The sequence below is a fragment of the Moritella dasanensis ArB 0140 genome, assembly GCF_000276805.1.
GTDB lineage: Bacteria > Pseudomonadota > Gammaproteobacteria > Enterobacterales > Moritellaceae > Moritella > Moritella dasanensis.
This window is the reverse complement of the sequence record NZ_AKXQ01000003.1, coordinates 81,248-100,872: the sequence shown is the minus strand read 5'-3', so window position 1 is coordinate 100,872 and position 19,625 is coordinate 81,248. Positions and strand designations below refer to the sequence as shown.

At 40.7% G+C, this 19,625-nt stretch carries 15 protein-coding genes; 5 read left to right on the top strand and 10 right to left on the bottom strand.

All coding sequences use genetic code 11. The features are described from left to right. The first annotated feature begins 163 nt into the window (after positions 1 to 163). Positions 164 to 1,603, top strand: coding sequence for a GNVR domain-containing protein (locus A923_RS0103385; RefSeq protein WP_017220241.1), 1,440 nt, complete (start codon positions 164 to 166; stop codon positions 1,601 to 1,603). On the opposite strand, the gene A923_RS0103380 is transcribed toward A923_RS0103385, so the two are convergent. The 7 genes from A923_RS0103380 to A923_RS0103350 all read right to left on the bottom strand — a co-directional run bounded on the left by A923_RS0103380 (position 1,540) and on the right by A923_RS0103350 (position 12,248). Next, a complete protein-coding gene (locus A923_RS0103380) occupies positions 1,540 to 2,571 on the bottom strand; it encodes a hypothetical protein (RefSeq protein ID WP_017220240.1) in 1,032 nt (343 codons plus the stop codon). The genes A923_RS0103385 and A923_RS0103380 overlap by 64 nt on opposite strands. A 428-nt stretch (positions 2,572 to 2,999) precedes the next feature. Beyond that, a complete protein-coding gene (locus tag A923_RS0103375; protein ID WP_017220239.1) occupies positions 3,000 to 4,445 on the bottom strand; it encodes a methyl-accepting chemotaxis protein in 1,446 nt (481 codons plus the stop codon). 105 nt (positions 4,446 to 4,550) lie between these two features. Then, a complete protein-coding gene (locus tag A923_RS0103370; RefSeq protein ID WP_017220238.1) occupies positions 4,551 to 6,179 on the bottom strand; it encodes an ABC transporter ATP-binding protein in 1,629 nt (542 codons plus the stop codon). Next, complete coding sequence (locus A923_RS0103365) at positions 6,179 to 7,228, bottom strand: ABC transporter permease (RefSeq protein WP_017220237.1); 1,050 nt, start codon at positions 7,226 to 7,228, stop codon at positions 6,179 to 6,181. The genes A923_RS0103370 and A923_RS0103365 overlap by 1 nt, the downstream gene beginning before the upstream one ends. After that, positions 7,228 to 8,319, bottom strand: a complete 1,092-nt coding sequence (locus tag A923_RS0103360; protein ID WP_017220236.1) for a microcin C ABC transporter permease YejB — start codon at positions 8,317 to 8,319, stop codon at positions 7,228 to 7,230. The genes A923_RS0103365 and A923_RS0103360 overlap by 1 nt, the downstream gene beginning before the upstream one ends. A gap of 13 nt (positions 8,320 to 8,332) precedes the next feature. After that, positions 8,333 to 10,144, bottom strand: coding sequence for an extracellular solute-binding protein (locus tag A923_RS0103355; RefSeq protein WP_017220235.1), 1,812 nt, complete (start codon positions 10,142 to 10,144; stop codon positions 8,333 to 8,335). 220 nt (positions 10,145 to 10,364) lie between these two features. After that, positions 10,365 to 12,248, bottom strand: coding sequence for a putative bifunctional diguanylate cyclase/phosphodiesterase (locus tag A923_RS0103350; protein ID WP_017220234.1), 1,884 nt, complete (start codon positions 12,246 to 12,248; stop codon positions 10,365 to 10,367). Positions 12,249 to 12,459: 211 nt separating this feature from the next. On the opposite strand from A923_RS0103350, the gene hpf reads away from it, so the two are divergent. The 3 genes from hpf (at position 12,460) to A923_RS21980 (ending at position 15,114) form a co-directional block, all read left to right on the top strand. Next, positions 12,460 to 12,846 (top strand): ribosome hibernation-promoting factor, HPF/YfiA family, encoded by a 387-nt coding sequence (gene hpf, locus A923_RS0103345; RefSeq protein WP_017220233.1) that lies wholly within the window; start codon positions 12,460 to 12,462, stop codon positions 12,844 to 12,846. A 244-nt stretch (positions 12,847 to 13,090) separates the two neighbouring features. Continuing rightward, positions 13,091 to 14,257: a chorismate mutase gene (locus tag A923_RS0103340; protein WP_017220232.1), complete on the top strand. Its 1,167-nt coding sequence runs from the start codon at positions 13,091 to 13,093 to the stop codon at positions 14,255 to 14,257. 545 nt (positions 14,258 to 14,802) lie between these two features. After that, the gene (locus A923_RS21980) at positions 14,803 to 15,114 is read left to right on the top strand and encodes a hypothetical protein (protein WP_017220231.1); all 312 of its coding nucleotides are present in this window, start codon (positions 14,803 to 14,805) and stop codon (positions 15,112 to 15,114) included. 125 nt (positions 15,115 to 15,239) lie between these two features. Here the strand turns inward: A923_RS21980 and tyrA are convergent, their stop codons facing one another. Next, entirely contained in the window at positions 15,240 to 16,382 is a 1,143-nt protein-coding gene (gene tyrA, locus A923_RS0103330; protein ID WP_017220230.1) for a bifunctional chorismate mutase/prephenate dehydrogenase, read from the bottom strand. A gap of 82 nt (positions 16,383 to 16,464) precedes the next feature. Continuing rightward, positions 16,465 to 17,532 carry a 3-deoxy-7-phosphoheptulonate synthase gene (locus tag A923_RS0103325; RefSeq protein WP_026006042.1) on the bottom strand — a complete coding sequence of 356 codons (1,068 nt, stop codon included), beginning with the start codon at positions 17,530 to 17,532 and terminating at the stop codon, positions 16,465 to 16,467. A 284-nt stretch (positions 17,533 to 17,816) separates the two neighbouring features. On the opposite strand from A923_RS0103325, the gene tal reads away from it, so the two are divergent. After that, positions 17,817 to 18,764, top strand: a complete 948-nt coding sequence (tal, locus tag A923_RS0103320) for a transaldolase (RefSeq protein WP_017220228.1) — start codon at positions 17,817 to 17,819, stop codon at positions 18,762 to 18,764. A 169-nt stretch (positions 18,765 to 18,933) separates the two neighbouring features. On the opposite strand, the gene A923_RS0103315 is transcribed toward tal, so the two are convergent. Next, the gene (locus tag A923_RS0103315) at positions 18,934 to 19,614 is read right to left on the bottom strand and encodes a TIGR01621 family pseudouridine synthase (protein ID WP_026006041.1); all 681 of its coding nucleotides are present in this window, start codon (positions 19,612 to 19,614) and stop codon (positions 18,934 to 18,936) included. Positions 19,615 to 19,625 lie beyond the last annotated feature (11 nt).

Genomic DNA, 19,625 nt, shown 5'->3' with positions numbered 1-19,625 from the left:
CAAACAACTAACTAGAGTTATAATTAACCAAAATTAATAACTAAAGTGAGTGGCTAACTTAATAATTAAAGTTAATCAAAAATCAATAACACTGAACGACGCTGACAAGGATGAAGGCTAATAGATGAAGTTAATGATAAATATTAATAATGAATATCAATAGATGAGCCCGTGGGCGTGGTTATATCGTTGCTACGATATCCTGTGGCGTAAACGCATTTACTTGCTGCTGCCGCTATTAATCATGCCTATCATCGGCTACCAAGTTGGTCGTAGCATTCCACAAAGCTATTATTCTCATACCACTATTTTATTGCAAGAAAGCAGCGTACTAAACCCTATTTTAGCCGAGTTATCGCTGCCGCTTAACCTACAATCCCGTTTTAAAACCATTCATATGTTAGTCAAACGCAAGCAAGTATTATTGCATGCCGCCACACAAGCAGGATTAATCAAACGCGATGCCACAGAGCAACAACAAGATAGAATCATTAACCTGATAAAACAGTCTCTCACGCTCTCTCTCGCCGGTAGCGATCTAATAACCATCGCCCTCAAATGGCCAGACCCAACCCAGTTAACGATTATATTAAATATAATCAGTGAACAATTTATTTTTCGACTTACCAAACCAAATCAAGACCAGGCACTCAACAGTAAGCTATTTCTGGGTCGGCAAGTCAGTCAGCAACACACCCTTTTGCAGCAAGCTGAACAGGCGCTGTTTGATTACCAGTTTAAACATGTGCGCATCATCCCTGAATTATATGAAGCCAGAGAAAAAGCACGATTGAGCATTACCGACGATCTGAAAAATAAAACCCAAATGCTAGCCTCACTGCAATCTAAATTATCGCTATTAACAAAGAAATTAATTCTCACTAACCCAGCAGCTCAATATATTGATAATAAAATAACCCAGCTAGAAACAGTAAAAGTGCAACAGTTAACTCATTACACAGCAGCGCACTCAAAAATTAAAGCAACCAACCTGCAAATAAAACACTTACAGCAGCAGCGCCGCTCATTACAAGCGGCGATAAAAAACCAACAATCACTCGAACTATTATTAAACCGTATAACCAGGCTCAGTGAACAAGCTTCAACAGCACAAGTAAGCCCCTTGTTACTGCATGAACTCGATAAGTATGTGGGCTATCAAAATGCCATAGTTAAGACTGAAATCGAATTGAAAAAACTCAAGGAACAACAAATATACTTTAATAAAAATCAAACTAAATATGTGAAAATAGAACAAGAACTACTGCGGCTTAACCGTGATTTGACCAATAAAAACACGTTTTATTTAGCGCTATTAACCCGTTATGAAATGGTATCGATCAGTTATGACTTGGGTGAATTCGAGGCAACGACTAATGTAAAAATCATCACCCCACCGTTTGTTCCTGAACAAGCAATTAACTTACCTATTTTCATCTACATATTACTGGGATTGTTATTAGGATTAATCCAAGGCATCGCCATTAGCTTCACCCTGTCTATAACACAAGATACGCTATGGGATGAGCGTAAAATTGCTTATGTCACTGGTTTAAGAACTATCGCCCGCATCCCGTTGATCCCATCAGCATCAGGCCGATAAATAATCTGTAAGATCGTTTTGCCTTTGCCTAGCGGATCTGCTGAAATAACAATGTGTGGTATCGCCATATACTCCAGACTATAACCTTCAAATGGCGGTTTACCTTGTACCAGCACCACAAAATGACCAAACTTGATACGTTCATAATCAGGATACAAAGATTGATAAAAATTAAGTACCGACGCTGCGCTTGCATCCACGCTATAACTAGCTAGCGGTAAGCTGGCGATACGATTAAGATGCAGGCCTTCTGGGACAAAGTTTTGCAGTTTTGCACCAAGATAAATAGGCAGGTAATGGTCGGGGAGCTGAACTTGACCAACTTTATTTTTTAATTGGCGCAGCCAAGGTTGCCCACTCACCCCAGCATTTTGTTCACTCGCGACTGTATTTGGTTCACTAACAGCGGCACTTTGTTCACTAACCCTATTGAGCTCACTTTTGTTGGCGACAAATGACGGAGCCAGCGGGGGGTTAATCTCCAACTTATAGAGATTCAATAATACGGGTTGAAATTGCTGCTTAATAACATCAAGCATAATTGCGTTGGGATCCTTGGCGATGATGGCATCCATCTCAGCTGCGATACCTTTAACTGTGGTTGAATTCACAAACCGGCGATAGTGCGCGAGATCATTACATTGACGACAAAAATTAGTCAGTAAATCTGCCGTTGTAATGGTAACTACGGCACGCTGAAAATATTCAGGAAAAATAAGCAAGGAATCGAAACTTAACCCATTATCTGAAAATAACTCTAAATAATAAGGTTCGGTGTTATTCACCATGTCATTGCTATTAAGACATAACTGATTATTAATGACGGGTTGTGATAATATTTCATCAAGGTAAATAGTCTTATTTTGTAAATAAGCAGATTCTAATTTTACCACGCTCGTACAATTATTAGCGTTCGTGAATGACGGTAACAATACCGTGATCATGGCGATTATTTTAACTAACTGCATTTGATATCCTTATCTAGCAATTATTTCGATGTAATCAAATTAGTGTAAAGGCTCCGCCCTAAACTAGTGTGATGTTGTTGTGAAGTCAGGCTTAATTTAACAGCAATTTACATGTATCGTAACGATCTACATCACTAAGTCAACAATCCTCAAAAATAAACCCATAAAAATACGATATCAACAGTTGCATATAAAAAATAATACGCTATATTTAAATTAGAAACCGAAACAGCCGACCACTTTATTGGTCAAGCAGATGGTATACATCGTATTTGAACTTTCAATGCCGGCGTGCTTGGTTATCTCACTCTAACTTCGGGTTAGCGCTTTGGAAAAAAGACAGCATTCAGAATTACAAAAAAGCTCACAACTATTGGTGAGCTTTTTTGTGCCTGAAAAATAAAAATAGCTAGCAGGCTAGCGATGACTTAATGGCTGTTTACGATTGTCACTAGGCGCGTCGACATCGCGTTAAGGTCATCACTGACTTGCAACAACTCACCAATACTTTGATTCATAGCCTGGGCACTTAATTCATTGGCCTTCGTCACTGACGTTACCTGTTTACTCGCAGAGAGTACGCCACTGATATTATTATTGGTCGAGACCACATCGGTAGTCACACTCGTTATCTGACCACTCATATTCGTTACCGCATCAATAATTTCGGCAAATGTCTCGGCGTTCGTTTCCACAGCTTCATAACCATTGCTCACATCGGCTGAACTTTTTTCAATTAACAGCTTAATCTCATTGGCAGATTCAGTACTGCGTTTTGACAGATTACGCACTTCGTCGGCCACTACCGCAAATCCACGTCCCATTTCGCCTGCTCGCGCCGCTTCAATCGCCGCGTTAAGTGCTAATAAATTAGTTTGATTGGCAATATCGGTAATCACTTTAATGGCTTTTTCAATCGCATCATTACTGTCTTTAATATCCGACATAGACGTGATCGTCGCCGTCATCGCAATCGAACTGTTATCAGCCTGCTCTTCTGCACGCAGAGAGTCATGACCCATGGCTTGAATAATATCACTGGCATTGCCCACCAACGTCGCCGTATCTTGCAGCAAATCGTTAATATGGCTGGTTGCCGACACTTGTTCACCGACACCGTCATCGATGTCTTTGGCATATTGCGACATAACCGTTAACTGCGCTGTCAGGTCGCTAGAGGTTTGCATTAGGTGCGTAACCGTATCACCGACTTGATTAAACAATACTTGTAGCGCTTCACGACTTTGTTCCGCAGCCTGTGACGCTGATTCCGCAGCCAATAGTGCCGCTTGATTGCTGGCCATCGCTTTACTGCGTAAGCTGTTGTTGTAATGATTTGAGAACCAAATAGCGAGAGGGGGTAATAGCAGTGCTGAATAATGTTCAACTTTGGCATCTTTTGCAGATAACACTAATTGCGGTAATTCATAATCGCGATAATCCATGATGATCATCACCACGTAAGTAATTACCATCACCACTGACCAAAAAAAGCCAGAGCGCGCATTCATTAATAAATAAGCAAACACCGTCATTGCCGCGATCCACATAATCGAATGTGAACTCGCCCCGCCCGTCTGCAGCATTAAATTGGTCAAGTGGATCATGCCGCCAAGTTGCATCACATTACCGGCAATAATCGGATTAACTGCCGCTTTAATTAACCCTAAGCTACAGATAAAACCGATGAGCATTATCATGGAGCTGTTCACTAGCGCTGTCACATCGAGGTTATGCCATTTCAGCGCGCTATAACCCCCGACAAGAATCCCAACAAGGGCAAAAGTAATGATCCCACGACCTTTAATTTTATCCTCGTCACTTTTCTGATCGTGTAGCAGATACTGATATAACGGGTTTCCAAGTGATGACATCCATAATCCTTTATTTTAATAACATAAATCTTGTTATCAGAATCTAGCATGCTTCAAGTATTAACTCTATAAACCTATCACTAAAGTATTACCTAGCGCGGCACTTTAGCTAAAACACATTGCAGCCGACAGTAATGCTTGGGTATACGCTTGCTGTGGTTGATTAAACACCGCTTCTGTTTCGCCCTCTTCAACCACTTTACCGGCTTTAAGCACTAAAATACGGTGACTTACCGCACGTACAACACTTAAATCGTGGGTAATAAAAATATAACTCAGTTGGTGCTGCTGCTGTAGCTGACACAATAAATCGAGGATCTGTTTTTGTACCGTGCGATCGAGGGCTGATGTGGGTTCATCTAAAATAAGGATCTTCGGTTTTAATACTAACGCACGCGCGATGGCAATACGCTGGCGCTGACCACCTGAAAACTGATGTGGATAGCGTGCTAACGATGACACCGGCAAGGCAACATCAATCAAGGCTTGCTGAATAGCGACTTCAATCTCGGCATCGCTATGCTTACCCTGCACCTCTAAACCTTCACTAATGATCTGACGCACAGACATACGCGGGCTTAAACTACCAAACGGATCTTGAAATACAATTTGCAGTGACTGACGATATTCACGCATGGCAGTCAAATTTAGCCCTTGCAAATTAATACCATTAAAATAAATATCACCTTCACTATTAATCAACCGCAGTAATCCGCGCACCAAAGTACTTTTACCAGAACCACTCTCCCCGACAATACCTAGGGTTTCACCTTGATGTAATTGCAGTGATACGCCGTCAACCGCTTTCACGTGGTCATAGGTACGTTGTAATAGCCCTTTCTTTAACGGGAACCACACCTTAAAATCGTTTACCTGTAATAACGGCTGTGTACGTATCAACGCAGGCATGTCACGTTGTGGCTCTGCATCCAACAGGGTTTTGGTATACGCATGCTGTGGATCAGAAAAAATACATTCAACGCTGCCGGTCTCGACTATTTTACCTTGTTGCATCACTGCAACATCATCGGCTAAATGCTTCACAATATTAAGATCATGCGTGATCATTAATATCGCCATCCCCAGCTTAGTCTGTAATGATTTTAACAGTTCTAAAATTTGTAATTGTACGGTTACATCGAGTGCAGTGGTCGGTTCATCGGCGATCAATAAATCGGGTTCATTGGCTAACGCCATCGCAATCATCACACGTTGACGCTGACCACCAGATAATTCATGCGGATAAGAACCTAAACGCGTTTTCGGTTCTGGAATAGCAACTAATTCTAACAATTCTAGACAACGGGACTGCGCTGCTTTTTTATTTAAGCCCTGATGTAAATACAGTATTTCAGATATTTGTTTTTCAATGGTATGCAGGGGGTTTAAAGACGTCATCGGTTCTTGAAAGATCATACTGGCTTTGTTGCCACGTAACGCTTGCATCACCGAATGGTCTTTGCCTATCACTTCTTTACCCATTAGCTTAATACTGCCAGCAGGGTAGTTTGCCGCGGGAAAAGGCAATAGCTGTAAAATAGATAACGCCGTCACTGATTTACCCGAGCCACTTTCGCCAACCAATGCAAACGTTTTACCTTGTTCAATACTAAACGACACACCTTCAACAACTTGCTGCTGTCCAAAATTAACCGATAGGTCATTAATCTCCAGTACCCTCGATTTTGTCTCTGAGGCAGGTACCGCTTTAAGCTTAAATTCAGCGTTATTCATTATGCTCCCTTACGCGGATCAAACGCGTCACGTGCAGCTTCGCCAATAAACACCAGTAGTACCAAGAGTATCGCCATCGACACAAACGCGGTAATACCCAGCCAAGGCGCTTGCAGATTATTTTTACCCTGCTTGATTAATTCCCCTAACGACGGTGATCCGACTTCTAAGCCAAAACCGAGAAAATCTAACGAGGTTAATGTGGTCAGCGCACCAGTAAAAATAAACGGCATGAACGTCATTGTCGCCACCATGGCATTGGGTAAAATATGTTTAAACATAATAGCGCGGTGAGATTGCCCCAACGCTTTCGCTGCAATCACATACTCGAGGTGACGGCCACGTAGAAACTCTGCGCGTACGACATCCACCAGTGCCATCCAGCTAAATAACAACATGATGCCCAGTAACCACCAAAAATTAGGCTGCACTAAACTGGCTAAAATAATCAATAAAAATAACATTGGTAAGCCAGACCATATTTCGATGAAGCGCTGACCATACAAATCAATACGGCCACCAAAATAACCTTGTGTCGCGCCGACTGCCACCCCGATAATCGAGCTAAAGATAGTCAAGGTTAACGCGAACAATACCGAAATACGGAAACCATAAATAAGCCGCGCCAACACATCACGGCTTTGATCATCCGTGCCTAATAAATTATGTCGGTCTGGCGCTGAAGGGGCTGGTACGGTTAAATCATAATTAAAAGTATCGTAACTGAAAGGGATCAAAGGCCACCATATCTCACCTTGTTCTGAAATCAGTTCCTGAATATATTCATCACGATAATCCGCGAGAATATCGAGCTCACCACCAAATTCCAGCTCGTTATAATCATATAACACAGGTAAATAATAACTGTCGTTGTAACGTACTAATAGCGGCTTATCATTAGCAATAAACTCGGCTCCGAGACTAAATAGAAATAATCCCGTAAACAGCCATAACGACCAATAACCGCGTTTATTGTGTTTAAAGGTTTGCCAACGATTGAGGTTCATCGGATTTTGTTTAATCCGCTGCCAAGTGGTGATCCAGCCCATTATGATTGCGCCTCAAAATTAATACGTGGGTCAATCAACATATAGGTGACATCACTGATTAACTTAATAACCAGTCCCATTAAAGTAAAGATATACAAGGTGCCAAACACCACAGGATAATCGCGATTGATCACCGATTCAAAGCCTAATAAACCGAGTCCATCTAACGAGAAAATAATTTCAATCATCAAGGAACCAGTAAAGAAAATACTGATCAATGCAGCCGGTAATCCGGCAATCACCAATAACATCGCATTACGAAATACATGCCCGTATAACACTTGGTTTTCGGTCAAGCCTTTAGCTCTGGCGGTGGTCACATATTGTTTATTAATCTCATCTAAAAAGGTATTTTTAGTCAACAAGGTTAACGTAGCAAAACTGCTGATCACTGAGGCCATAATAGGTAAGGTTAAATGCCAGAAATAATCTTTAATTTGCTCGAAGGTAGATAATTCGTCGAAATTAGCCGACGTTAATCCACGTAATGGAAACCAATCAAAATAACTGCCGCCAGCAAATACCACAATCAGTAATAACGCGAATAAAAAGTTCGGAATAGCGAAACCAATCACCACCGCACTGGAACTCCAAACATCAAATGCAGAACCATGTGAAATGGCTTTTTTAATGCCCAAGGGTATGGAAATAAGATACACCAAGATCGTCGTCCACAAACCTAATGAAATAGACACGGGTAACTTATCGAGTACCAAATCAATCACCGAACTATCACGGAAAAAACTATCTCCAAAATCGAACTGTAAATAGCTCTTTAACATTAACCAATAACGTTCATACAAGGGTTTATCAAAGCCATATAACCGTTCTAACTCTTTAATATATTCAGGGTCAATACCTTGCGCACCGCGGTACTGTCCACTACCAGCCTGATCTAAATTCACTTTCACTTCGCCCTGACTATTACCATCGACACGACTGGTCGCAGAGGATTCAATACCTTGCAATTTAGCCAACGATTGTTCAACAGGGCCACCCGGCGCGGCTTGAATAATAATAAAATTAAGGGTGATAATGCCCAACAACGTCGGGATCATCAACAAACAACGGCGTAATATATAACTCCACATTTAGCTGATTTCCTTACTTGCTAGCGGTATCTTTGTGCCACCAACTGTCGATGGCTAAACCGTATTTAGGCAATTTTTCGGGACGCTGTATTTGCTGCCAGTACGCTACGCGATAACTGCTAATATGCCATTGTGGAATCATCAGATTTTTCCACAATAATACTCGGTCTAAAGCTTTCGTCGCCGTGATCAAGCTGTCTCGATCTTCAGCCTTAATGACTTGCATGACCAAGGCATCAACCACCGGATCTTGTAAGCCAATACGGTTGAGCGTACCCGGTACATTGGCAAATTCACTACCCCACATACTCAACTGCTCATTACCCGGCGACAAGCTTTGCGCTTGAGTCAGGGTGTAGATATCAAAATCAAAATTATTTAAGCGGTTTATGTATTGTGATACATCGACAATACGGATCTCAGAAGCAATGCCGATACGCTGTAAATTTTTACGAAATGGTTGAATAATACGTTCAAACGATGGGTCATAAACTAAAAATTCTAAACTGAGTTGCTTGCCATTAGTATCCAGCATTTTGCCCGACTTGAGTGTCCAGCCCGCTTGTTTTAATAACGTAATGGCTTGGCGCTGCTGCTTACGTACGCGGCCATCGCCTTTGGTTTTATCTAAAGTATAAACTTGGGTAAAAAGTTCAGCGGGGAGCTGTGCTTTAAAAGGGTTCAGCAGGGCTAACTCATCGCCTTGTGGAATACCGCTTGCTGCCAGTTCAGAATTGCTAAAGAAACTGTCCGAACGCTTGTACGCCCCATAAAATAATGTCTTATTGGTCCATTCAAAATCAAACAGCAACCCCAATGCTTTACGCACATTGGGATCTTTAAATTTATCTTTACGTAGGTTGAACCAAAATGCCTGCATCCCTTGCGGGTTCTGGTGTTGGATCTCTTCTTTAATGATATTACCGGACGTAAACTGTTTACCCTGATAACCAGTCGCCCACTGTTTGGAAATATTTTCAGCGCGGAAATCAACGTCACCGGCTTTGAACGCTTCAAAGGCAATACTGCCATCTTTGTAATAATCAAAAATAACATTTTTAAAATTATAACGACCACGGTTTACTGGTAAGTCTTTAGCCCAATAGTCATCATTGCGCTGATAATCAATACTCCGTCCGGCATCAAATTTCTTGATCGTATATGGCCCTGAACCCAGCGGTATGTTTAAGGTAGCCTTGGCAAAATCCTTGCCTTGCCAATCTTTTTCTGAAAACACCGGCAGCTGTGCCAATATCAAGGCTAATTCTTTATTTTTGTTATCTTTAAAACTAAATTTAATCACTGATTTACTTTCTACTTCAACCTTGGTGACCTCTTTGTACTGCGCGCGTAACTGCGGTACGCCTTTTTCCATTAAGACATTAAACGTAAACTCAACATCACTGGCAGTTAACGCTGAACCATCAGAAAAACGCGCTTTAGGGTTTAAGTGAAAACGTACCCAGCTGCGATCGTCAGGCACTTCAATAAATTCTGCAACTAAGCCATACAAGGAAAATGCTTCATCACTACTTTGTTGCATCAAGGTATCAAACAAATAACCGGTGCCATCAGCAGTAACACCTTTGACGATATAAGCATTAAAATTATCAAAACTGCCCATCGCCGCGCGGCGTAATGAGCCAGATCGAGGTGCGTTTAAATTAACATAATCAAAATGGGTAAAGTTTTTATCGTAGACGGGTTGGCCATGCATCGCAATAGCATAACGTAGCGGTTCACTCGTGTTCGACGTAGCGAAGACAGGTAAAGTAAATAGCAGTGAACTAAAAGATAATAATGCAGCACGAAGCAGTTTGTTCATGGCGAGGTTCCTTTGGCCGATGAAGATGGTAATTTAATGGGTAACTAAAATAATAGCATTTAACTTTTGTTTCATTCTTATTTAACACTGATTTACAATGATATAGATACTAAAGTGACATAAATGTTCCCCTTATCAGTAACATTTATTCCCTTTGGGTTATAACAAATAACCTAGATTTACTGCGGATTACACCAATAACATCATCAATAACGTCGGACTATCCTTGTCGACGTTTGATGTAAAGTGCTAAGTGTTCTGCCGACAAGGGTTTACTGGCATAAAAACCTTGATAGAAACTACATTGTTGACGCTGTAAAAATTCTAGCTGCTGGCGACTTTCAACACCTTCAGCAGTGACATTAAAGCCCATGTGTTTCGCCATTGCCAGTACCGCTTCAACAATCGCCATATCAGAGACATTATGCGGAATACTCTGAATAAATGAACGATCAATTTTCAATTCATTGGCAGGTAAGCGTTTTAAATAACTTAACGATGAATAACCCGCACCAAAGTCATCGACAGCAAAACTGACACCAACATTCTTCAAATCGGTCATTTTACGAATGGCGTCCTCGGCATGCTCAATCACCACAGATTCGGTAATTTCTAAGTTTAACGCCATCGGATCCATCCCCGTTTCATCTAATACCATAAGTATCGAATCAACAAAGTTTTGATCATGAAACTGTCGAGTACTGACATTGACCGACATCTGCGGCACATCGATACCTTGCGATTTCCACGCCATAAACTGGCGACACGCGGCTTGTAACACCCAAATACCAATATCGATAATCAGATCAGTTTCTTCGGCAATAGGGATAAACTCGGCAGGTGAAATGAGTTGTTTACCCTCTAAGTGCCAACGCACCAAGGCTTCAACACCAATGAATTCACCGCTTTGGACCATATGCTGAGGTTGGTAATGCAAGAACAACTCATTTTTCGCAATCGCACTTTTCAAGCAATTATAAATATGTAACCGCTTATCCGCTTTACGTTGCATGGATATATCAAAGAAGGACACTTTTTTACGGCCATTCGATTTAGCTTGATACATGGCTGTATCGGCTTGTTGTAATAAATCGTCGGCTTGCTGATCTTTACTTGGAAACAAGGTAACGCCAATACTGGCGCCAATATACAAGGCTTGTCCCTGGTATAAATAAGGCTGAGAAATACGGGCAATTAATTGCTCAGCCAATAAATTTGCATGCTGTTCGGCATGCATTGGATTGTCAGATAAATCAGACAATAAAATCACAAATTCATCACCACCAAGGCGAGCAATAAAATCTTCTGCTTGGGGTATTTCTTTTAATCGTTCTGCTACCTCAACCAATATGCCATCACCCACAGCATGTCCCAATGAATCATTAATGGCTTTAAAAAAATCCAAGTCGATAAATAATAGCGCCCCGATCACCTGATTACTTTTGGCTAACTGATATTGGGTTTCAATGGTTTGTGTTAATAAACGTCGATTAGCAAGACCCGTTAACGAATCAAAAAATGCCAAACGATGGTATTCTTCTTGCGATTGACTTGCGGTAAACATAGACAAACCATAACGTAATTCATTATCCATTAAGCGGAAATTACGTTGGATCAGCGCCCCAATAGCAGTACAAAAAGACAGAGTGATGCTTGAGGGAACATGGCTGTCGATGACACCATTAAAGTTAATCACACCAACACAATCATTTTGATTAAATAACGGAATGGCTAAATTTATCGTCTTTAAAAAATCATCTTTTTCAATTATTTGGACGACTTCACTGCGTGAGTGCAACTGTGATAGTTCAGTGACATTAAAGGCGTAATTTGGATTTACACTAACAAGGTGTCGTGGCAATAACGGAATAAGATCGCCGAACGTATCACTAAACAACTGAATCGTTACATCCACAAGGTTTAATGATTTTTGAGTTTCTTTAACGATAGCATCGACAAAACCAACAAATTCATCATTACCACACCAATCTATACTCGTTAATTGCAATAACACATGGTTAAGCCGTGCAGACTTGGCAACTGATTCATCATGTGAGGGCGTTATATTACATTTATCAGACATATTATTCGGTTCAGTCATCATTTGATTTTATCCACTATGGTTTAGGCATAATGCCTAAGCAACAGGTATAAAACAACGGATTTAACATAAACACCCATAAATGATTAGCTGATCACACTTTTTAGGCGTTAAAAAAACTAAATTTACAAACGTGATCCAGATCACTTTTTTTTAACCTAAAAGTCGTATTCTGAAGTTGTACCAAACAATGCAATCACCCAAGGAGATGTCTATGACATTTGAAATAACCAGTAAAGAAATCAAAGTTACGGCTCCTATGCAGGAAAAGCTTGCGATGAAATATGCGAAGCTAGAACGCTTCAATATTCCAATGATTAATCCGCACGTAACGATTAGTAAAGACAAGAATAACATTAAAAAAATTGAGGCTAGCATTCATCTTCCTCAAGGCCAACTACTCGCAGTTTCTGAAGGAGAAGATCTTTACGCTGCAATTACGATTTTAGGCCAAAAGCTAGAGCGTCAATTAAATAAATACAGCGAAAAACACTCAGCGCATAAAAGCGGTAAAGAGCAGTGTCGAGCAGGTGTCATTAGTGGTGAAGAACTGCCTGTTGAAAAGATTTCTGACGATGAGTTAGAACTCCAAGAGTATTAATAAACAGTACTCATATAAAGACTAAAAAATCTTGTTTCTCTATTTAATAGAGGAACAACAAATAAGCGCAGCATAGGACTGCGCTTTTTTATTTCCGCAGTTTGCCTCTGATACCTTGACTTTGCCTCCCTAGATAAATAAATTAAACCATCAACTAAAAATAAACGATCAATTTAAAATAAATGCGCACTATTAAGCATATATATCGAATAACCTTATAGAGTACGCACAAGGATTTTATTTCATGGCAGACCTGAACGATATTAGAACTCGCATCACCACACTTGATAACAACTTATTACAATTACTAGCCGAACGCCGAGAATTAGCCATTGAAGTGGCAAAGAGCAAGCAATCGACAAGTAAACCTGTACGCGATCAAGACCGTGAACAACAATTACTAGTGCGTCTAATCAATCAAGGTCGTGAACTTGGCCTTGATAGCAATTACATAATGAACATTTACCACACGGTGTTGGAAGATTCAGTGTTGCTGCAACAAGCCTTTTTACAACAAATTAAAAACCCTAACGCGGCTGTATCCGTGGCGCGAGTGGCATTCTTAGGCGATAAAGGTTCTTACTCTAACCTTGCTTGTAAGAAATACTTTGCGCGTCAAGACGACAGCTTAGTGGAATTAGGCTTCCCTACTTTCCAACAAATCATCACTGCGGTCGAAAAAGGCCAAGCTGATTACGGTATGTTACCGATTGAAAATACCTCTTCTGGCAGCATCAATGATGTTTACGACTTATTACAGCACACCAGCTTATCGATTGTGGGTGAATTAACGCAACCAATCGAACACAGTTTAATCACCACGTGTGATACTGACTTATCAAAAATTGAAACTATCTATGCGCATCCACAGCCGTTTGCTCAATGCTCATTGTTTTTAAGTGCTCATCCCCACATTAAAATTGAATTTGTCGACAGCTCATCAGCGGCAATGGCGAAAGTAAAAGAATTAAACAACGAAACTGTTGCTGCAATTGGCAGTATTACGGGTGGCGAACTGTATGGTTTGAAACCAATTCGTACCGGTCTTGCCAACCAAACAGAAAACTACAGCCGCTTTATTGTCGTGGCGCGTAAGCCCGTTGATGTTGCGGTACAAATCCCAGCTAAAACCACGTTTACTATGTCGACAGGTCAACAAGCAGGTTGTTTGGTTGAAGCGTTATTAGTATTGCGCGAGCAAGGCGTTAATATGACTAAATTAGAATCACGCCCTATTCAAGGTAACCCTTGGGAAGAGATGTTCTATATTGATGTTGCGGCTAATTTACAATCATCAAACATGCAGACAGTGATTAAACAGCTAACGCGTATTACCAATCAACTGAAAGTATTGGGTTGTTACCCGAGTGAAGACGTTGCTGCAACGGATGTACCTGAAGATTTACTGTAAACACTAGCGATAACGTTACAATCATTTAAATCGGATCCGATGTTAACTCAACATCGGATTTTTTATATCTATCAGCATTGCTGCTCGTACACTTTATTTCCTTTATAAACCTTATTAACTTAACACTATAGACTTTAATTTTGGTGATACATTTATATATCACATGTCACTAAAAGAGCTGAATGTATGCAATTATTTGGTAGTATTACTTATGATAGCAACAACCACTTACGCTAGTTTTTTTCTAAGCATGCGCAATTCAAAACCGTAATAGAACAAGATATTGAAGAAAGGCTCCCCACTTTACTACACACCAATAGCTACAAAATTAAATTTGCTCACAAGCTCACTCATCAAGGTAAAAAGATCGAAGAGTATAAAATTGTGCTTACCCCACAGTTAAGTTGTCGCGTGGCATTTGTCCATTACAACAGTGATATTAAAATTATTTATATCAGCGATAACATCACCAAAAGAATATATTGCAGCTTGTTAGAAAAAACAGATCTAGTTGATTGATAGATAGTTGATAGTCGAGGGACATAATGAAACGAATTGATTTTAAGAAACTATTGAAAGAAATAGACCATTATCTGAAATGTTTACATGTCGATGAATCAGTGGTCTTTAAAACCTATAAACGCGACAGATACATACTGATTCAAGCAGCAGAAAATGACATATTTGAAGTCACAGAGCATGGGTTTAACAATCAAACTTACCAAGGTAACTACGTTGAAGTAAAAAAATTATTACACACGTCAGTACAAGTCGAGTTCCCTCGCAGTAACATGGCTTGGATGCAACATTATAAAAATACGGTGAAAAATAAACCGGATGAGGAACAGTTGAAATAGCTTTTCTAAAAAGACATGAATACTATCTACGGCTATGACAAAAAAATACCTACCAACTTTTAATTGGTAGGTATGCCATAATCACGATGCTTTTTTATCAGTGATTAGTTATCGTCACCAAAGCACTAGCTTTCAACTCCGAAGAATTGTCGATTATCATTAGCTTGTAGCAGCAAGTTGCGGCTTTCTTGCAAGAACTGAGTTGAATAATCACCAAACCAATCTGATACCATTTCAAACGAACGAATAAAGCCATCTTTATCATTACGCTCTAACATGTCGGCGGCTTGCATAAAGCGTTCGGCATAACGGCGGATCATGGCGATGTTATTGTCTGACGCTAAAATAATATCAGCATACAAGGTTGGGTCCTGTGCAAACAGACGCCCGACCATGGCGAGTTCTAAGCGATAAATTGGTGAGCTCAGATCCAGCAATTGCTGAATATCTGGATTCTCTTCCGCTAAATGCGCGCCATATACAAAGGTAGTAAAGTGACGTAATGCTTGGATCAGCGTCATCGCTTCATCGTGTTGCTTAGCGTCAACGTCATAAATACGCGCGCCCCAGATCTGCATTTGCTCTAACAACCACTGGTACTGGTCTTTACCACGGCCATCACAACAAACAATCACTTGCTTAGCCAAGTTACCCACATCAGGACCAAACATCGGGTGTAACCCAACCACAGGACCTTGGTGCGTATTAAGCATGGCTTGTAAGGGTTTATTCTTGATACTGGTAATGTCGGCCAATACGCAATCTTTTGGTAAACGGCCTAACTTAGCGATAATGGTTTCGGTTAGGTTAATCGGTACAGACACAACCACCAGCCCAGCATTGGCAAATAACGCATCCGCCTTATCCCAATCACCTTGCTCTAGAATATCAACCTCATAACCAGACAGACGGAACATGCGTACAAACAACATACCCAATTTACCCGCACCACCGATTACCACGATACGACCAAGGTCTGGTTTCACTGTTTTGAAACCAGAATCTTTTTCAGAGGCATACGATTCACGCATAACACGGCGTAATACATCTTCAATCAAGTCGCCTGGAACGCCTTTGCTTTCAGCTTCTGCGCGTCTTTTTTCCAACATCGCAGTTTCACGTTCAGGCACATAAATCGGCAAGCCATGCTCACTTTTGATGTCCCCGACTTCGGCTACTAATGCGATTCTTTGTGCGAGTAAATCAACCAGCTGTTGGTCAACATCATCGATTTTATCTCTTAATTTACCTAACGGATCCAGTATCACTAACCATTCACCTTATAACGTACTTCATCTATCGACCTAAGCCCTGTGTATTTCGACCAAAACGATGTATTCCGACCTAAAACTAGGCTCTTTTAGTTAAACAACTGCTTAACTCAATCGCTGTTTCACGTAATAACGTCTCAGTCGTTGCCCAATCAATACACGCATCCGTCACAGACACGCCGTATGCCATATCAGCAATAGGTTGTTCTGACGATTGATTACCACCATTAAGGTGACTTTCAATCATCACACCCATAATAGAGTTATTACCTTCTTGGATCTGGTGAATGACGTTTTTCGCCACTAATGGCTGTAGTTCATGGTTTTTATTTGAATTAGCATGACTGCAATCAACCATCAAGCTTGGACGTAGGCCCGCTTTAATCATGTCTTGCTCGGCTAATGCCACAGCCACTGAATCGTAGTTAGGTTGCTTACCACCACGTAAAATAACGTGACCGTCGGGATTACCTTGGGTTTGCAATAATGCCACCTGGCCTTCTTGGTTAATACCCATGAAGCGATGTGAGTGCGACGCAGATTTCATCGCATTGATTGCCGTTGATAAGCTGCCATCGGTACCGTTTTTAAAGCCAACAGGCATAGAAAGACCAGAAGCCATTTCACGGTGAGTTTGTGATTCGGTAGTACGCGCGCCAATCGCCGACCAAGCAAATAACTCGGCAAGGTATTGTGGGCTAATCGGATCAAGAGCTTCCGTTGCGGTTGGAATTTCCATCTCAGCAAGGGTAATTAATAATTTACGCGCATTAATTAAACCGGTTTCAACATCAAATGAACCATCCATATGTGGGTCATTAATTGCGCCTTTCCAGCCAACTGTTGTCCGTGGTTTTTCAAAATACACGCGCATAACAATATAAAGCTGGTCGCCTAACTCGTCATGCAGTGCTTTTAATTTGTGGGCATATTCTAACGCCGCTTTTTCATCATGGATCGAGCAAGGACCGCACACCACTAACAAGCGCTTATCTGTGCCAGCGATAATATTAGCAATCGTTTCACGTGCAGCGTGTATATATCCAAGTGCATGATCTGAAATAGGTAATTTCGATTTTAATTCGGCAGGTGTCATCAATACTTGTTCAGAACAAATATGTACATTATTTAAGGTATCTTTTTCCATTGCGTTGCTCATATATCCTATTTATTTTATATAAACAACATACCGCAGCAGAATGTGATTGCAAGCACTATTTTATCAACAAAGTTTGTCCGAAAAACGTGATGAAAGCCTACATACTTTCGAATGAAACCTATGATAAGATACTACTCAGCAATTACCGTTATTTCCTTAACACTAAGATTCCGAAAAAGTCTGGTTTTATGGTATTGACATTATAGTCAATATTATTGATAGTGACGGTAAGCCCTTACACCGAACAATACTATAATTGTGGACATAAAATAATGAGTAATCAGTTAGAACAGCTAAGTAAATTAACCACTATTGTTGCAGATACAGGCGATGTGGATGCAATTAAATTATACCAGCCTCAAGATGCGACGACGAATCCATCACTTATCCTAAAGGCAGCTGCATTACCGACTTACCAACCACTAGTAGCACAAGCAATTGCTTACGCTAAAGAAAATGCAGCGCCAGAAGCACAAGTTGCATTAGCTTGTGACAAACTAGCTGTATTGATTGGTAAAGAGATCTTAACGACTATTCCAGGTCGCATCTCTACAGAAGTTGACGCGCGTCTTTCTTACAACACTGAAGCAAGTGTTAAACAAGCGTTACTACTAATCGAATTATATAAAGAAGTGGGTATTGAGAAAGAAAACATTCTGATCAAACTGGCTTCTACTTGGGAAGGTATCCGCGCTGCAGAACAACTTGAAGCAATGGGCATCAACTGTAACCTAACGTTACTATTCTCTTTCGCTCAAGCGCAAGCATGTGCTGAAGCAGGCGTATTCCTAATCTCTCCTTTCGTTGGCCGCATCATGGATTGGCATAAAGCGAAAACGGGCGAAACTTATGTTGGCGCTAACGATCCAGGCGTTATCTCGGTAAGCACTATCTACAACTACTACAAAGCAGCGGGTTATAACACGGTTGTTATGGGCGCAAGCTTCCGTAACACAGGTGAAATCCTTGCACTTGCTGGTTGTGACCGTCTAACAATTGCACCTCAGTTATTAGAAGAACTACAAAACTCTTCAGAACCTGTTGTACAAGCGCTATTCTCTGAAGCAGTAGCAGTAGCACCAAAAGAAAAACTAACTGAAGCGGCATTCCGTTGGGATCACAGCCAAGATCCAATGGCTGTTGAGAAACTAGCTGAAGGTATCCGTAACTTCGCTATCGACCAAAACAAACTAGAAACGATGATTGCTGACTTGTTTTAATTGGAATAAATAGTTCTAATTTGAATAAGACTAATTTGTTCTTGTTTGAATAAATAGAATCTTTGTTAACAAAAACGCCCAACGCATTACTCGAAAGAGTCCTACGTTGGGCGTTTTTTTATGCATTATTTAACCAAGCTACCTCGCAGTAACTTAGGTTATATAACAACTATACTTTTGGCCAAGCCAAAGTCTCTGGCTGTGCATAAGCAACTAATGCTTCTTTACATGCAGCAGTTTCAAACTCTTTACCGTTTAACTCTTCAGCGACAAAGCTAAAGTCTTCGCCACCTAAAGTAAACTGTAGGCAATACGCGTGTAAGTAAGCACGATCGTATTTCCAAGCATCAGCACTTTGATACAGCGGATCACCACAGATAGGGCTACCTAGGCTGTTTAATGCTACGCGTAACTGGTGTGTCTTACCTGTTAATGGTTTTAATACCACTAAACGCTTGCCATCACCGATGCTTTGCGTGAAGAACTGGGTAACAGCAGGGTTAGTTAACGTTTTTGTTAAACGCCACATGCTGCGACGTGAACGTTCCATATCGCCTTTTACTAAACCTTGTTTTTTCTTTGGCTTGCTATCGATAACACCCAAGTAATATTTTTGGATCTCGTGCAATTCAAATAACTTCGCTAATTTAGCAGCCGCTTCTGATGATTTAGCTAATAACAACAATCCTGATGTCACTTTGTCTAAACGGTGTACTGGAAATACTAATCTGCCAATATCCTTTCTGACAATAGAACAAATACCATCAACGCCGTCTTCATCGTGAAAACCAATACCCGCTGCCTTGTTGATAACCAAGAAATCATTATTTTGAAATAGAATGCTATACATTAAAAAAACCG

Excerpts from the sequence above, each read along its gene's own strand:
- A923_RS0103385 (WP_017220241.1), top strand. The coding sequence starts at position 164 with ATGAGCCCGTGGGCGTGGTTATATCGTTGCTACGATATCCTGTGGCGT.
- A923_RS0103380 (WP_017220240.1), bottom strand. The coding sequence starts at position 2,571 with ATGCAGTTAGTTAAAATAATCGCCATGATCACGGTATTGTTACCGTCA.
- A923_RS0103375 (WP_017220239.1), bottom strand. The coding sequence starts at position 4,445 with ATGTCATCACTTGGAAACCCGTTATATCAGTATCTGCTACACGATCAG.
- A923_RS0103370 (WP_017220238.1), bottom strand. The coding sequence starts at position 6,179 with ATGAATAACGCTGAATTTAAGCTTAAAGCGGTACCTGCCTCAGAGACA.
- A923_RS0103365 (WP_017220237.1), bottom strand. The coding sequence starts at position 7,228 with ATGGGCTGGATCACCACTTGGCAGCGGATTAAACAAAATCCGATGAAC.
- A923_RS0103360 (WP_017220236.1), bottom strand. The coding sequence starts at position 8,319 with ATGTGGAGTTATATATTACGCCGTTGTTTGTTGATGATCCCGACGTTG.
- A923_RS0103355 (WP_017220235.1), bottom strand. The coding sequence starts at position 10,144 with ATGAACAAACTGCTTCGTGCTGCATTATTATCTTTTAGTTCACTGCTA.
- A923_RS0103350 (WP_017220234.1), bottom strand. The coding sequence starts at position 12,248 with ATGATGACTGAACCGAATAATATGTCTGATAAATGTAATATAACGCCC.
- hpf (WP_017220233.1), top strand. The coding sequence starts at position 12,460 with ATGACATTTGAAATAACCAGTAAAGAAATCAAAGTTACGGCTCCTATG.
- A923_RS0103340 (WP_017220232.1), top strand. The coding sequence starts at position 13,091 with ATGGCAGACCTGAACGATATTAGAACTCGCATCACCACACTTGATAAC.
- A923_RS21980 (WP_017220231.1), top strand. The coding sequence starts at position 14,803 with ATGAAACGAATTGATTTTAAGAAACTATTGAAAGAAATAGACCATTAT.
- A923_RS0103325 (WP_026006042.1), bottom strand. The coding sequence starts at position 17,532 with ATGGAAAAAGATACCTTAAATAATGTACATATTTGTTCTGAACAAGTA.
- tal (WP_017220228.1), top strand. The coding sequence starts at position 17,817 with ATGAGTAATCAGTTAGAACAGCTAAGTAAATTAACCACTATTGTTGCA.
- A923_RS0103315 (WP_026006041.1), bottom strand. The coding sequence starts at position 19,614 with ATGTATAGCATTCTATTTCAAAATAATGATTTCTTGGTTATCAACAAG.